12 protein-coding genes are annotated in these 13,391 nt (G+C 72.3%); 7 read left to right on the top strand and 5 right to left on the bottom strand.

The window, feature by feature from the left end; all coding sequences use genetic code 11:
- The first annotated feature begins 218 nt into the window (after window positions 1-218).
- On the top strand, window positions 219-947 hold the full coding sequence (locus OG456_RS06300) for a Mut7-C RNAse domain-containing protein (RefSeq protein WP_266558030.1): 729 nt from the start codon (window positions 219-221) through the stop codon (window positions 945-947).
- Here the strand turns inward: OG456_RS06300 and OG456_RS06295 are convergent.
- Complete coding sequence (locus OG456_RS06295) at window positions 893-2,359, bottom strand: APC family permease (RefSeq protein ID WP_266558028.1); 1,467 nt, start codon at window positions 2,357-2,359, stop codon at window positions 893-895. The genes OG456_RS06300 and OG456_RS06295 overlap by 55 nt on opposite strands.
- Window positions 2,360-2,556: 197 nt before the next feature.
- On the opposite strand from OG456_RS06295, the gene OG456_RS06290 reads away from it, so the two are divergent.
- Both OG456_RS06290 and OG456_RS06285 read left to right on the top strand, forming a co-directional pair.
- Complete coding sequence (locus OG456_RS06290; protein WP_266558026.1) at window positions 2,557-3,165, top strand: TetR/AcrR family transcriptional regulator; 609 nt, start codon at window positions 2,557-2,559, stop codon at window positions 3,163-3,165.
- A 57-nt stretch (window positions 3,166-3,222) separates the two neighbouring features.
- On the top strand, window positions 3,223-5,190 hold the full coding sequence (locus OG456_RS06285) for an FAD-dependent oxidoreductase (RefSeq protein WP_266558024.1): 1,968 nt from the start codon (window positions 3,223-3,225) through the stop codon (window positions 5,188-5,190).
- Window positions 5,191-5,230: 40 nt separating this feature from the next.
- Here OG456_RS06285 and OG456_RS06280 read toward each other — a convergent pair whose 3' ends face one another.
- From OG456_RS06280 to OG456_RS06265, 4 genes are all read right to left on the bottom strand, one after another.
- Window positions 5,231-5,974 carry a GntR family transcriptional regulator gene (locus tag OG456_RS06280; protein WP_266558022.1) on the bottom strand — a complete coding sequence of 248 codons (744 nt, stop codon included), beginning with the start codon at window positions 5,972-5,974 and terminating at the stop codon, window positions 5,231-5,233.
- Between the two features lie 104 nt (window positions 5,975-6,078).
- Complete coding sequence (locus tag OG456_RS06275) at window positions 6,079-7,245, bottom strand: acyl-CoA dehydrogenase family protein (protein WP_266558020.1); 1,167 nt, start codon at window positions 7,243-7,245, stop codon at window positions 6,079-6,081.
- Window positions 7,242-8,474, bottom strand: coding sequence for a CaiB/BaiF CoA-transferase family protein (locus tag OG456_RS06270; RefSeq protein WP_266558018.1), 1,233 nt, complete (start codon window positions 8,472-8,474; stop codon window positions 7,242-7,244). The genes OG456_RS06275 and OG456_RS06270 overlap by 4 nt, the downstream gene beginning before the upstream one ends.
- Window positions 8,471-9,694 (bottom strand): MmgE/PrpD family protein, encoded by a 1,224-nt coding sequence (locus OG456_RS06265; RefSeq protein WP_266558016.1) that lies wholly within the window; start codon window positions 9,692-9,694, stop codon window positions 8,471-8,473. The genes OG456_RS06270 and OG456_RS06265 overlap by 4 nt, the downstream gene beginning before the upstream one ends.
- Window positions 9,695-9,974: 280 nt before the next feature.
- Here OG456_RS06265 and OG456_RS06260 point away from each other — a divergent pair, with 280 nt between their 5' ends.
- The 4 genes from OG456_RS06260 to OG456_RS06245 all read left to right on the top strand — a co-directional run bounded on the left by OG456_RS06260 (window position 9,975) and on the right by OG456_RS06245 (window position 13,383).
- Window positions 9,975-11,360: an MFS transporter gene (locus OG456_RS06260; RefSeq protein WP_266558014.1), complete on the top strand. Its 1,386-nt coding sequence runs from the start codon at window positions 9,975-9,977 to the stop codon at window positions 11,358-11,360.
- A 5-nt stretch (window positions 11,361-11,365) separates the two neighbouring features.
- Window positions 11,366-12,259: a MaoC family dehydratase N-terminal domain-containing protein gene (locus tag OG456_RS06255; RefSeq protein WP_266558012.1), complete on the top strand. Its 894-nt coding sequence runs from the start codon at window positions 11,366-11,368 to the stop codon at window positions 12,257-12,259.
- The gene (locus OG456_RS06250) at window positions 12,256-13,155 is read left to right on the top strand and encodes a CoA ester lyase (protein WP_266558010.1); all 900 of its coding nucleotides are present in this window, start codon (window positions 12,256-12,258) and stop codon (window positions 13,153-13,155) included. Before OG456_RS06255 ends, OG456_RS06250 begins: the two co-directional genes overlap by 4 nt.
- 102 nt (window positions 13,156-13,257) lie before the next feature.
- On the top strand, window positions 13,258-13,383 hold the full coding sequence (locus OG456_RS06245; protein ID WP_266558008.1) for a hypothetical protein: 126 nt from the start codon (window positions 13,258-13,260) through the stop codon (window positions 13,381-13,383).
- Window positions 13,384-13,391 lie beyond the last annotated feature (8 nt).

Genomic DNA, 13,391 nt, shown 5'->3' with positions numbered 1-13,391 from the left:
GGTTGGCTGTGGAGAGCATGCAGGCGTGCTGAAGAGGTTGACGCGTCCCGGTCCATGCTGGCTCGTCACGCTGGGCGGGTCGCGCAGGACGGGCGGCCATTCCTCGGCCGGCAACGGAGAATCGCGCGGGTCGGCTCACGTTCGGCGCGCGGCGTCCCCCGCCACGTGCGCGGGGAAAACCCCAGGTCCCCGCCCCGCGCCCATGGCATTCTGAGCCGATGAACGGACCGGAGATCTTCGTCAGCGTCGTGCCCGAGTTGGAGCTGTTCGTTCCGCATACGCGGCGCGGGGGTGCGGCCGTCGCGCTCGTCACCGACGGCGTGTCCACGCTGGGGCATGTGATCGAGTCGCTCGGCGTGCCGCTGACGGAGGTCGGGGCGCTGGTCGTGGACGGGCGCGAGGTGGCCTTCGGGCATATTCCCGTGGCCGGGGAGCGGGTCGAGGTCCGGGCCGTCGTCCGGCCGCAGCGGGTCGAGGGAGCACCGCTGCGGTTTCTGCTCGACGTCCATCTCGGCACGCTGGCACGGAGGTTGAGGCTGCTCGGGGTCGACTCCGCGTACGAGTCCACGGATATCGGCGACCCCGCGCTGGCGACCCGCTCTGCCGCCGAGCGGCGCGTCATGCTCAGCCGGGACCGCGGGCTGCTGCGGCGGCGCGAGCTGTGGGCCGGCGCGTACGTCTACAGCGACCGGCCCGACGAGCAACTACGCGACGTGCTGGGCCGGTTCACGCCCGAGCTGCGCCCCTGGACCCGGTGCACCGCCTGCAACGGGCTGCTGAGGGAAGCACGTAAGGAAGACGTCGCCGACCGGCTCGAAGGCGGGACGCGCGGCACGTACGACGTGTTCGCCCAGTGCCGCGCGTGCGGGCGCGTGTACTGGCGGGGTGCCCATCACGACCGGTTGGAGGGGATCGTGGAGCGCGCGGTCGCCGAGTTCGGGGGCTGAGGGGCCGCCTCGTCCTCCGGCATCAGCGGCGGTTCGATGCGCCAGGCGATTCGTTCCCCGTCCTGGACCACCCTGCGGTACGCGTACAGGACCACCGAGATCAGCAGGATGCCGACCGCGAGGAAGGACTCCGTGGCGCCGCCGTAGCCCGCGAGGGACGGATGCGTGACGCCCACCGAGACGATCACGATGTTGAAGGCCAGGATGGCCCAGGCGACCGGGATCCAGGCGCGGGCGCGGCGGATCGGGCGGGGCCAGTCGGGGCGGTCCTTGCGCAGGAGCAGGAAGCCGGCGACCGCGAGTGTCATGGCGACGAGATAGCCGAAGTTGCTGGCGATGAGAATGCTCAGCGGCTCTCCGAGCAGGACCACGATCGCCGCGTTGACGAGCGCGTCCAGTGTGAGGGCCCGGCCCGGCACGCCCCAGCGGTTCACCTTGTCGAGCTGCCGGACGGTCATGCCCTCCCGTGCCAGGCCGTACAGCGCCCGGCCGCCGTCCGCCGTGCACGACACCATGCCGAAGAACATCGAGACGATCAGGATGAGGACGCCGACGTCGGAGAAGCCGCCGAGCGCCTGGGTGAAGGCGGTGGCGAACGCGCCGACCGGGTCCGAGCGCAGCGTCTTCTCGCCGACGCTGCCGACCGTGGCGAGCGGGACGACGAAGAAGACGCCGAGCGAGATGAGGGACGTCAGTCGCAGCGCCTTCGCGGTGTCGCGGGCCGTGTCGCGGTACTCGGGCGCGAACGACGCGCAGATCTCGGTGCCGTACGTCGTCCAGGCCGTGACGTAGAACCACACGATCAGCGTCATCCAGCTCCCGCCGTGGTGCCAGGTCAGACGGGACGCGTCCCAGCTCCCCGGGCGCAGGAACGGGGCTATGACGACGACCGCGAGACCGCACATCACCAGGGCCGCGACGGCCTTGGAGACGCTCGCCGCCAGCCGCGCGCCGAAGTAGTTGCAGGCCCAGCCGCCGGCGATCGCCAGGACCGCGAGCGCTTCCGGAAGACCGATGCGGTGGCCGGGGAACGGGATCGACGGTGCGTGCGGGAACCACTGGGCGGTGATGAGGTGGCCGATCGCCGCCCCGTTGACCGCGATGCTGAACGACCAGCCGATCCAGTAGCCGTACGACGCCACGGCGCCCAGCGGCGCGAAGTAGCGCTTCCAGCCCTCGGTGGCGTACCTGCTGATGCCGCCGGACATGCCGGGGAACATCGCGGCGGTCTCGGCGAACAGCATGTTCTGCGCGAACGCGACGAGCGCCCCGACGCACCAGATGGTGATGGCCGTCCAGCCTCCGATCGCGCCCACGGTGTAACCCACCGTCAGGAGCAGGCCGTTGGGGATCACCATGGCGATGGCGAGGCCGTCGCGCCAGGTCAGGGACTTGTGCAGCTGTTGGCTCAAGGGGGCCACCTGTCTCGGTCGGGGGACTGACGGGAGAAGGTCCGGTGCGGCGGAAAGTGATGCCGCCGCGCTGTGTCGGCGGTCACAATAATTCGTTATTGTTGGCCGGGACAGGGGTTCGGCAGTGGCCAATTCCAGAGGGACCGGTTCCCGGGCGACGGGTTCCGGAGCGACCGGCACAGAGACGAGGGGCGGGCATGGGGGAGAAGGAGAGCGGTGGCGACGCGGGCGAGGCGCAGCGTGAGCGGATTCTGCGGGCGGCCGCCCTGGTCATGGCCGAACGCGGCTTCGACGCGGCGCGCATGAGGGACGTGGCGCGCGGCGCTGGCGTGTCCATCGGCCTGCTCCAGCACTACTTCGACACACGCGACCTGCTGTTCCGTGAGGCCTTCGAGTGGTCGATCGGCGAGCTCATCGCCCGCTGGCGCAAGGGCGCGTCCACCGAGCCCGACCCGTGGCGCCGTTTCGAACTCCTCGTACGCGAACTGGCCGACGACCCCGACCTCCAGCGTCGGTGCGCGACCTGGACCGAGTTCTGCGCGAGCGCCGCCCGCAGGCCCGAGCTGCGCGACGGGGTGCGCCGCGCCCACCAGGACTGGCGCGAGCTCGTCCTCGGCATCGCCGAATCGGGCGTTGCCGCGGGGAAGTTCGTGCCCGTCGTGCCCACCGACGTAGCGGTGCGCTCCGTGCTCGCCGCCGTCGACGGCTGCGACATGGCCGTGGCGTCGGGCAGCGGCATGGGGGCGGAGGGCTACGCCGCCGTCATCCTCGCCACCGCCCGCTCGGTCCTCGGCGTACGCGACTGAGCTGTTTTCCTCTCAACTCACTCCATCCGAGCCGAAGTTCACAGGAGGCACCGCGCCATGACGTCGACCGCGTTCCCGTATCTGTTCAGCCCGCTCGCCGTCGGCGGCGTGACGCTGAAGAACCGCGTTGTGTCCTCCGGTCATGACACGGTCCTCGTCGAGGGCGGGCAGGTCACCGACGATCTGGTCGCCTATCACGAGGCGCGCGCCGAGGGCGGCGTCGGGCTCATCGTCGTACAGGTGGCGGGAGTTCACGAGACCGCGCGGTACACGACGCATGTCCTCATGGCCACGGACGACTCGTGTGTCGAGGGGTACCGGCGGCTCGCCGAGGCCGCGCACCGGCACGGCGCCAAGGTCTTCGGACAGCTCTTCCACCCGGGGCGCGAGATCCTGGAGTCGCGCGACGGCTCCGCGCCCGTCGCATGGTCCGCGTCGGCGACGCCCAGCGAGCGCTTCCATGTGATGCCGCGCGCCATGACCGAGACCGAGATACGCGAAGTCGTCGACGGGTACGGAGAGGCCGCCCGCAGGCTGCGCGCCGCCGGGCTGGACGGCGTGGAAGTGGTCGCCAGCCACGGCTACCTCCCGGCCCAGTTCCTGAACCCGCAGGTCAACGTGCGCACCGACGGGTACGGGGGTGACGCGGACGGCCGGATGCGGTTCCTGCGCGAGGCGCTCGCGTCGGTACGGGCGCACACCGGACCCGACTTCGTGGCCGGACTGCGCATCTCCGGCGACGAGTTGAGCCATGACGGCCTCACCGCCGAGCTCGCCGTCGAGGCGGCCGCCCGGCTGGACCGCGAGGGTCTCGTCGACTATGTGAGCGTCTGCGCCGGATCGTCGGCGACGATCTCCGGCGCCGTGCACATCGCGCCCCCGATGACGCAGCCCGCCGGATACACGGCCCCCCTCGCGGCGCGTGTGCGGGCGGCGGTCGAGGTGCCGGTCATGGTCGCCGGGCGCGTCAACCAGCCCCAGGAGGCCGAGCAGATCATCAAGGAGGGCCAGGCCGACGCCTGCGCCATGACCCGCGCTCTGATCTGCGACCCTGACATGCCGGGCAAGGCGAGCGACGGCCGCACGGAGGAGATCCGGGCGTGCATCGGCTGCAACCAGGCCTGCATCGGCCACTTCCAGCGTGGCTACCCGATCTCCTGCATCCAGCACCCCGAGACCGGCAGGGAGCGGCGGTTCACGCGGCTGCCCCTGCCCGCCAGGCGCCGCAAGGTCCTCATCGCCGGCGGCGGACCGGCCGGGCTCAAGGCCGCCGCTGTGGCCGCCTCCCGTGGGCACGACGTCACCCTGCACGAGGCGGGGCGGCGGGTCGGCGGCCAGGTGCTGCTCGCCCAACTCCTGCCGGGGCGTGCCGAGTTCGGCGGTGCGCTCACCAACCTGGAGGGCGAGGCGCGGCGGTCCGGGGCACGGATCGTCACCGGATCCCGTGTCGACGCCGACCTGCTCGACCGTGAAGAGGCGGACACGCTCATCGTCGCCACGGGTGCGGTGCCGCGCCGGCCCGCGCTCGAACTCCTCGACGACCCCGTCGTGCTGGACGCCTGGGACGTCGTCCGCGGCACCGCCGACGTGCCCAAGGGCCGGATCGTCGTCGCGGACTGGAGGGGTGACTGGATCGGGATCGGCGTGGCCGTCCAGCTCGCGGGCCAGGGGCGGAAAGTGACGCTCTGCACGACCGGCTTCGGTGCCGGTGAGCATCTTCAGCAGTACGTGCGCGCGTCGATGCTGGCCGAGGCCGCGCGGGCCGGGGTCGAGACCGTGCCGACGGTGCGCCCCTATGGTGCCGATGCCGACACGGCGTACTTCCAGCACACCCTCACCGAGGAGCCGGTGATCATCGAAGGGGTCGCGGCCGTCGTCCTCGCCCAGGGGCACGACCCCGTGGGTGAACTCGCCGGCCTGGCGAACGGACGGGTGGGCGAGGTCCTGATGGCGGGGGACTGCGTGTCACCGCGGACCGTGGAAGAGGCCGTGCTGGAGGGGCTGACGGTGGCGTCGTCGCTCTGAGACACGCGGACATGCCCGGTCACCGGCGGCCGTGCGTGCCTCAGCGCGGATGGCGGCGCAGCCGCACCCGGTACGAGTAGTGCTCCGGAAGGAAGTGGCTCACGGCCAGCTCGACCGGGCGGCCCGACGCCGACAGGTAGAGGCGGTCGATCCGGAGCAGTGGATGCTGCGGCGGGCAGTCCAGGTGCGCCGCCACCTCGGCCGAGGCGAGGGCGACCGTGACGGACTGCTCCGCCTCCGCGATCGGCTCGGGCAGGCGGCCGTCGAGGAGGCCGATGATGGTGACGCGGCTGTCCGTGCCCGCCTCCGTCAGCTCCGGGCGGTCCGCGACGAGCGCGCCCACGTCCGGCGGCAGATGCACCGTCGTCAGGCAGAACGGGGTGTCCTCGTGGAGCCGCAGGAACGAGAGGTGGTCCACGCGGTCGGAGGCGACGCGCAGCCGGCCCGCCGCGTCCACGTCGACCCGGCGGCGCAGCGGCGACACCAGGCGCATCGTCGTGTCGAGGGACAGCGCCATGAGGTCCTCGACCGAGCCGAACTGGCGCAGATACTGCTCCTCGCGGGGCGCCGCGAACGTGCCGCGCCCCGGGACCCGGTGCACCAGGCCCTCCGTGACCAGGTCCTGGAAGGCGCGCCGCACGGTCTGCCGGCTGAGCCCGTGCGAGGCGGCGAGCTCCGCCTCGGTGGGCAGCCGCACCCCCTCGGGGTAGTCGTGCCGCAGGATCGCCTCGCGCAGCTCGCGCGCGAGGCGTACGTAGGCGCTGTCACGCCCGGGGGCCGCCATCTGAGTCCCCCTCGCCCGCTCTGTGGGTGTCGTACGCGTCATGTCTGCCGTTCACCGCCCTGCCTGTGCCGTGAGTCTAATGGCCGTACAAGGCGGTGCGCAGGTCAGACGTCCAGACCGCCCCGGGAGACCAGCTGGCGCACGATGACATTTCGCTGGATCTCGTTGGTGCCCTCGCCGACGATCATCAGGGGTGCGTCGCGGAAGTAGCGCTCGACGTCGAACTCGGTCGAGTAGCCGTAGCCGCCGTGGATACGGACCGCGTTCAGGGCGATCTCCATGGCCGTCTCCGACGCGAAGAGCTTGGCCATGCCCGCCTCCATGTCGACGCGGCGGCCCGCGTCCGCCTCGCGGGCGGCGTACAGGGTGAGCTGGCGCGCCGCGGTGAGCGACGTCGCCATGTCGGCCAGGTAGTTGCCGATCGACTGGTGCTTGTAGATGGGCTCGCCGAACGTCTCGCGCTCCTGTGCGTAGCGCAGCGCGTCCTCGAACGCGGCCCTGCCGACGCCGAGCGCGCGCGAGGCGACCTGGAGGCGGCCGGTCTCCAGGCCCTTCATCATCTGCCCGAAGCCCTTGCCCTCGACGCCGCCGAGCAGCGCGTCGGCCGGGACGCGGTAGTCGTCGAAGGTCAGCTCGCAGCTCTCGACGCCCTTGTAGCCGAGCTTGGGCAGGTCGCGCGAGACGGTGAGCCCCGGGCCGTGCTCGGCGAGCAGGATGGAGATGCCGCGGTGCTTCGGCTCGGCCGCCGGGTCCGTCTTGCACAGCAGCGCGATCAGCTGCGAGCGGCGGGAGTTGGTGATCCAGGTCTTGCCGCCGTTGACGACGTACGAGTCCCCGTCGCGCCGCGCGATCGTGCGCATCGCCTGGAGGTCGGAGCCGCCGCCCGGCTCGGTGAGGGCCATCGTCGAGCGGATCTCGCCGGTCGCCATCTTCGGCAGGTAGTGGTTCTTCTGCTCGTCGGTGCCGAAGTGCAGCAGCAGCTTGGAGACGACGGTGTGTCCGCCCATGGCGCCGGCGAGGCTCATCCAGCCGCGCGCCAGCTCCTCCGTGATCAGCACGTAGCAGGGCGTGGAGACGGGCGTGCCGCCGTACTCCTCGGGGATCGCCAGGCCGAAGATGCCCAGGTCCTTCATCTGCTCGATGAGGGCCTCGGGGTAGGTGTTGGCGTGCTCCAACTCCCTTACGACCGGCTTGACTTCGCGGTCCACGAAGTTGCGCACGGTCTCGACGATCATCTGTTCGTCGGAGGAGAGGGTGTCGAGGGTGCTCACTTCGCGGACGCTCCTTGCTCGTGGTCGTGCGTGGTGTCGATGACGCCCTGAGCGCGCAGCCGCTCGATGTCGGCGGCGCTGCGGCCGAGGGCGCTGAGGATCTGTTCGGTGTGCTCTCCCGCGGCGGGGACGGGGTCCATCCGGGGGGTGACGCCGGAGAGGTCCGCCGGGGGGAGCAGTGCCTGTACGGGTTCCTGCGCGCCCGGCACCGCGATGTCGCGCCAGCGGTCGCGCTCGGCGAGGGCCGGGTGGGCGAGGAACTCGGCGATGGAGTTCACACCCGCGTTGGCGATGCCGGCCTTGTCGAGGAGCGCCATGGCGTCCTCGCTGCCGAGCTCGGCGAAGCGGGCGGAGACGGCCGCGTTGACCTCGTCGCGGTGGGCGACGCGGTCGGCTCCGGTGGCCATGCGGGGGTCGTCGGTGAGTTCGGGACGGCCGAGGACCGTGGTGCACAGGGCCTGCCACTCCCGCTCGTTCTGGATGGAGAGCAGCACCTCCTTCCCGTCGGAGGCGGTGAAGGGGCCGTAGGGCGCGATCGTGGCGTGCTGGGCGCCGATGCGGGGCGGCTGCGTGCCGCCGTACCGCGTGTAGTAGGCGGGCTGGCTCATCCACTCGGCGAGCGCCTCGAAGAGGGAGACCTCGACGGCGGGTGCCCGCCCGGTGGTGGCCCGGGTGTAGAGGGCGGAGAGTACGCCGCTGTACGCGTACATGCCCGCCGAGATGTCGGCGACGGAGATGCCCACGCGGGCGGGCTCGTCGGGTGAGCCCGTGATGGAGAGCAGTCCTGTCTGGCACTGCACGAGCAGGTCGTACGCCTTGCGCTGCGACCAGGAGCCGCTGGTGCCGTACCCGCTGATGGTGCAGGGAATCAGGCGGGGGTGGCGGGCCTGGAGCGCGGCCGGGCCGAGGTCCATCCGGTCGGCGGCACCCGGGGCGAGGTTCTGGACGAACACATCGGCGTCCGCGAGGAGTTCCTCCAGGATGTCCCGGCCCTCCTGCGACTTGAGGTCCAGGGTGAGGGACTCCTTGGAGCGGTTGAGCCACACGAAATAGCTGGCCTGGCCGTGCACCGTGGTGTCGTACCGGCGGGCGAAGTCGCCTCCGCCGGGACGCTCGACCTTGATCACGCGGGCGCCGAGGTCGGCGAGCTGGCGGGTTGCGAAGGGTGCGGCGACGGCCTGTTCCAGGCTGACGACCGTGATGCCTTCGAGGGGGAGCGGCTCGGTCATGCGGGTGCCTTCCCGGGAAGTTCGGTGAGGAGCAGGGTGCGGGCCGACTCCCAGGTCGTGTCCTTGAGCAGAGCGGGTACGTCGCTGCCGCACGCGGCGAACTTCTCCGCCAACTCGCCGTCCGTGGGCGGACGTCGGGGCGAGCCCGGGGGATGGGCGAGGGCGGAGCGCAGGACCCGGCCGTCGGTGAGCGTCACCGCGAGGTCGACCTCGCCGTCGAGGAGACCGGCACCGCCCTCGGTGCGCTCCGTCTCGACGGTGGCCATCAGACGCCGCGCCTCGGGCCGGCCCACCGCGTCGTCCGTGAAGGCGCCGAAGCCGGGGAAGCCGTCGAGCAGGGCCGTCGCCACCGCGTACGGGAGGCTGAACTTGCCTTCGAGCCCGGTGTCCGGGTCGTCGTGGATGAGGGGGTGGATGGTGGCCCCCGGGGTGGTGACGCGAACGGCCGTGACGTCGTCGGGGCCGCACTCGGCGCGCAGGTCGCGCAGCGCCGCGATCGGGCGCTGCATCGCGTAGCAGCAGGGGAACATCTTGATGGCGAGGCCGCCGGGTACGGCGGGACCGCCTCTGCGGGGCGTGCCTTCCTCGGCGTCGTCCGCTCCTTGCGCGCCCACCAGCTTCAGCCACGCGTCGACCGCCCGCGGGTCGGCCGTGGCGCCGGCCCGGGCCAGGCGCGCCGCCCGCACCCCCGCCTCCGCCGCGAAGCCGACCTGGAGGGACTTGCTGTGCGTGCCGAACGCGGCCTGTACCCCGCCGGCGCCGGGCACCGCGAGCGCCATGGCCGTCGCCAGCCGCTCGGGCGTGAGGCCCCAGGCGACGCCCGCCGCGACGGCCGCCGCGGGGGCGCCCGCCGTGCACGTGGCGTGCCAGCCGGCCGCGTAGTGCGACCAGCCGAGCAGCGTGCCGAGCCGGGCCATCACACCGGCCCCGGCCAGATAGGCGCGCGCGTCGCCGCCCGCCGCGAGGACCGCGGGGACGATCACGACGCTGATGTGTGTCGTGGACTCGATGTGCAGGTCGTCGAAGTCGAGGACGTGCCCGACAGTGGCCCAGCGCGCCGCGTCCGGCAGCTCGGCGGCCATCGCGCTCACCGGGTGGTCGCGCGCGGCGAGCGTGACCGCGACCGTGTCCAGGAGAGAGCGGCGGGCGAGCGCCAGGTCCTCGGCGCCGGGTTCGTATCCGTACGCCCACTCGGCGAGCGATTCCGCGATGGCCGGCATGGCTTCCCTTCGTACAGGTCCTGCACTGCGTGATTACTTTGTACGGCCAAATGATGGGGCCGTCAATGCCGCCACCGCAGGGCAACCTAAAGCTTTCACATGCAACTTCATCCCAGGGGGGTTGACTGGACGCCCGTCGAGGCGGACGCTGGGCCGCGCTTTGTACGGCACAACCCGCCATTGAGGCGGCCACATCAATCGACCTGTCCAGCCACCTGTCCGGCCACCTGTTCATCCGGCTGTCCACGCGGCTGTCGCCTGTCCCCCCCGGAGGTCTCGCATGGGCGATGCGCATCCCCTGCTAGCCGCGCTCAGCGGCGCCCGGCACGGTGCCCTGCACCGGCGGGTGCTGCTCACTGTCAGCGCCATGTTCTTCTTCGACCTCGCCGACCTGAACACGTTCGCGTTCGCCGCGCCCGCCATCCGCCGGGCGCACCTCTTCACCGTCGACGACATCGCGTTCGTCACCGCCCTGGCCTTCGCCGGCATGGCGGCCGGCGCGATCCTCGGCGGCCGGTTCGCCGACCATGTGGGCCGGCGGCGGGTCATGGCGGGGTCCGTGGTGCTCTTCTCCGCGGCCTCCGTGGTCAACGCACTGGTCACCGGGGTGGGGGCGATGGCCGCGGCCCGCTTCGCGACCGGGTTCGGACTCGGCGCCATGACCTCCGTCGCGATCACCTACCTCTCCGAGGTCACCCCGGCCGCACGCCGCGGCCGCGCCCAGGCGACGGCGCTCGGCACCGGTCTGATCGGGATCCCCGTCGTGGCGTTCACGGCCCGCGGCCTGACCGCCGACGACCCCGGCGGCTGGCGCGCCCTCTTCGTGATCGGCGCCCTCGGCATCCTGCTCGTGCCGCTCCTGATGCGCCTGCCCGAGTCGCCGCGCTGGCTCCTCGCGCGTGGCCGAAGCACCGAAGCCGTGCAGGTCACACGCGCCTTCGTGCCCGACTGGGAGCCGCCCGCCGACGCGCTCGCCGCGCCCCCCGCTCCGGCGGACCGGCCGCGGTTCTCCGAACTGTTCGCCGCGGGCCAGCGGCGTAACACCGTGGCCCTCATGGCCCTGTGGCTCTTCGGGCTCGTCGGCTTCTACGGGTTCCAGTCCTGGGTGCCGACGCTGCTCGCCGACCACGGCCAGGACTTCGCGAAGAGCATGACCATGTCCGCGGTCACCACCATCGGGGCGGTGCCCGGCGCGTTCCTCGCCTGGCCGTTCATCGACCGCTACCCGCGCAAGCACCTCGCGGTGGTGCTCGGTCTCGTGGTCGCGGTCCTCGGCATCGGGTACGGGCTCAGCTCGTCCGTCGTGGCCGTCGTCGTGTTCGGCACGCTCGTCGCCGCGCTCAGCCAGACGTTCATCGCGGTGCTCTACTCGTACACCCCCGAGGTCTTCCCCACCCGCCTGCGCACGGCCGGCGCCGGGCTCGGAAACGGCGTCGGCCGGATCGGCAACGTCATCGCGCCGCTGGCCGTCGCGGCGATCTACACCACGCCGGGGCTCGGCTACGTCGCCGTGTTCGTGTTCATCGCGGGATGCTGGCTGGTCGCCACCGCCACCGTGTTCTTCTTCGGCGTCGACACGCGCGGCCGGTCGCTGGAGACCCTGCACGACGCCGCGGCCGCCCCGGTGGCTTCCGCGGCACCCGTTTCGCAACGCATCGGAGAATGAGAACCATGCCCCAACCAGACGCATCCCAGGGCGAGTCCGCGCTCGCGCGGTATCTGGACGCCTGGGCCCCGGCGCCCGTGACCCTGGACGATCCCGTCGCGGCCGCGCCCGTCGCCGCGCTGAGCCAGGTGCTCGACCAGGAGGCGGCCGTGGCCGGCGAGGGGGAGCCGGTGCCGCCGCTGTGGCACTGGCTGCACTTCCTCGAGTGGCCCGCACAGCGGGAGCTGGGTACCGACGGGCACCCCGCGCACGGCCACTTCCTGCCGCCCCTCCCGGACCGTAGGCGCATGTTCGCCGGCGGCCGCGCGGAGTTCACCGCGCCGCTGCGGGTGGGCGTGCCCGCCCGGCGTACGAGTTCCCTCGCCAAGGTCGAGATCAAGCGCGGCCGCACCGGCGAGATGGCGTTCGTGACGGTACGTCATGAGATCGCGCAGGAAGGGAAGACGCGGGTCACCGAGGAGCAGGACCTCGTCTACCGCGTGGGCGAGGACGAGCGGCGGAGCGGGGGCTTCGGCCTCGACCTCGGTGAAGCCGAACCGTCCGACGCCGACTGGCAGTTGATCCTGCGTCCCTCGCCGACCCTGCTGTTCCGCTACAGCGCCCTCACCGCGAACGCCCACCGCATTCACTACGACGAGCCGTACGTGCGCGACGTCGAGGGCTACCCGGGCCTCGTCGTCCACGGACCGCTCCTCGTCCAGCTGATGCTGGAACTCGCCCGCCGCGAGGCCCCGGAGCGGGAGATCCACACGCTCTCCTACCGGCTCCGCAAGCCCGTGTTCGCGGGCGAGCAGATCTGCGCGCTCGGCGACATGACGGACGACGGAGGGTCGGCCGGGCTGCGGATCGCCACGCGTCGGGACGAGCGGCACGCGACGGCGGAGGTGACGTTCAAGTGAGCGCTGAGCACACCGCCGTCGAACCTGCGAGTGCCGACCCCGCGCGTCCCGAACGCGCCGACCCCGCACGCCTCGGCCGGGACCGCACCCGCCTCGCCGCCGCCCGCACCCTGCTCTTCGTCCCGGGGCACCGCCCGGACCGGTTCGAGAAGGCGGCCGCGGCCGGGGCCGACGCCGTGATCATCGACCTGGAGGACGCCGTCGCGCCCGACGGCAAGGACGCGGCCCGCCGGCACGCCGCCGACTGGCTCGCGCGGGGCAAGGACGCGGTGGTGCGGATCAACGCGCCCGGCACGCCCTGGTGGGACGCCGACCTGGACCTCGTCACCGCGTTCGGCTGTCCGGTGATGCTGCCCAAGGCCGAGGACCCCGACGTGATCGCACGGATCGCCGAGGTCTGCGCCGTGATCCCGCTCGTCGAGACGGCGGCCGGGATCGAGCGCGCCCTCGACGTGTGCTGCGCGCCCGGCGTCGTCCGCGCGGCCTTCGGCAGCGTCGACCTCGCCACCGAGCTGGGTGTGCGCCACGACGACACCCTGGCGCTGGCCTATGCGCGGTCCCGGCTGGTCGTGGCGGGCGCCGCCGCCGGTGTCGCGCCCTCGCTGGACGGCGTCACCACCGCACTCGACGACGCCGAAGCGCTCGCGCAGGACATCCGGCACGCCCGACGGCTCGGCTTCGGAGGCAAACTGTGCATCCATCCGAGGCAACTCCCCGCGGTGGCCGAGGGGTTCGCGCCTTCGGACGAGGAGCTGGCCTGGGCCAGGAAGGTGCTCGCCGCGGGCGACGCGGTGTCGGCCGTCGACGGTGTGATGGTCGACAAGCCGGTGCAGGAGCGGGCGCGACGGCTGCTCGGCGTGGAGCTCACCACCGGCCCCGCGGGCGAGAGGGCGTAAGGCGGAGGATCAGGGGACGCCCGGCGGCGTCACGTCGCCGGCAGGTCCCGGAGCCCGTCGGCGAACTCGTCGACCAGGTCGACGAGCGCCGCCATCTCGCGGATGCCCGACCTCACCGTGACGGCGGCGACCGAGTCCGGGCGCCGCGCCTTCGACATGGCGGGGCTCACCCCGGGCGACGTGGACGTCGTCGAGCTCTACGACGCGTTCACCATCAACCCCCTGTGACACAGGCA

This window comes from Streptomyces sp. NBC_01446 (assembly GCF_026340095.1).
GTDB classification, from domain to species: Bacteria; Actinomycetota; Actinomycetes; order Streptomycetales; family Streptomycetaceae; genus Streptomyces; species Streptomyces aureus.
The sequence above is the reverse complement of the archived record's forward strand: the minus strand, read 5'-3'. Positions and strand labels throughout refer to the sequence as shown.